This is a genomic window from Terriglobus sp. YAF25, assembly GCF_052113305.1.
Taxonomy (GTDB): Bacteria; Acidobacteriota; Terriglobia; order Terriglobales; family Acidobacteriaceae; genus Terriglobus.
This window is the reverse complement of sequence record NZ_JBFRCY010000939.1, coordinates 1-1,441: the sequence shown is the minus strand read 5'-3', so window position 1 is coordinate 1,441 and position 1,441 is coordinate 1. Positions and strand designations below refer to the sequence as shown.

Annotated in this window: 1 protein-coding gene; it reads left to right on the top strand. The window is 57.0% G+C overall.

The window, feature by feature from the left end; translation table 11 throughout:
• Positions 1 to 383 precede the first annotated feature (383 nt).
• On the top strand, positions 384 to 1,331 hold the full coding sequence (locus AB4043_RS25410; RefSeq protein ID WP_442303535.1) for a TIGR00730 family Rossman fold protein: 948 nt from the start codon (positions 384 to 386) through the stop codon (positions 1,329 to 1,331).
• Positions 1,332 to 1,441: the final 110 nt, after the last annotated feature.

The following is a 1,441-nucleotide window of genomic DNA, read 5'->3' as shown; positions in this document are numbered from 1 at the left end:
TCCGTGGTGGCCCCGCGTCTGGGACCACAACAATCTCTTCAACGCTTATCCCACCATCGGCGCCATTCTACGGAATGGCGCCATCAAGGGCCTGATCTCAGGCCTCGGCTTGCTGGACATCTGGATCGGCATCAGCGAAGTGATCCAGTATCGCGACTATCGCGGCTAGAGCATTTCTCCTGTAGGTGTGGTGTAGGGATTCCGTATCTATGGGCGTTTTCCGCAATGAAAACGCCGCTGCACTCCCCTTCCGGGCTACCCAGCAACAGGAGAAATGCTCTAACGCCGGGTTGAATAGTGCAATAGTTGAATGGTTTTGACGCAGTACCAATCGTTGACCATTCAACTATTCAACCAATCAACCATTCAACTACCCTTGTGTTATGAGTCAGCAGCATCCGGTTCCGGATCCCCTCCAGCACGCTCCCCTCGCCTACGAGGACGATCACTTCATCAATTCCCCCGATGGACGCATCTTCCGCATTCTGGCGGAGTACTCTGAGCCTCTTGCGCGCTTTCGTAAGGAACGCGTCCAGGACACAGTCGTCTTCTTCGGTTCCGCCCGCTTTATCGGTATGGACGCCGCCGAAGACCAGATGCGACTGCTGGAGAACACCGGTTCCGCGAAGCTTGCACCGGAAGAAGAACAGCCGGCGTTCGACGGCGAAGAGACCAGCGAGCTGAAGAAGAAACGTACCGAAGCCGCCATTGAGATGGCTCGCTATTACGAAGACGCGCGCACACTGGCAAACATGATGGCTACCTGGGCGATGAAGCTCCCAGGCCGCCGCAATCGCTTCGTCGTCACCTCCGGCGGAGGGCCGGGCATTATGGAGGCCGCGAACCGCGGCGCCACCGAGGCCGGAGCCAAGACCATCGGCCTGAACATCGCGCTCCCCTTCGAACAACTGCCGAACCCCTGGATCACCCCCGAGCTCAACTTCCAGTTCCACTACTTCTTCATGCGTAAGTACTGGTTCGCCTACCTCGCAAAGGCTCTGGTGGTCTTTCCCGGAGGCTTTGGAACGCTGGACGAGATGTTCGAGCTCCTGACCCTCGCCCAAACCCGCAAGCTGGCCAAACAGATCACGGTCGTGATCTACGGCCGCGAATACTGGTCGCAAGTCATCAATCTCGATGTGCTGGTGGATAAGGGAGCAATCGCCGTCAAAGATCGCGATCTTTTCCAGTTCGCCGACACACCGGAAGAAGCGTTCCATCTTCTGGTCGATGGTCTGACGAAGAACCATCTGCAGCCGCAGGCCGAACCGGCCACTCCGCCTAGTGTGGAAGATTTCGTCGGTCCGGATATCGCGAAGACGAGAGGGTGAGAAGCAGTTGCTGGTTGCTGGTTCCTAGGGCGTATCGACATATTCACTTCCGCTGCGGGAGAGTTTTTTGTTGCAGTTTTTGCATGGGAGTATTGCGCTACGAGCTGACC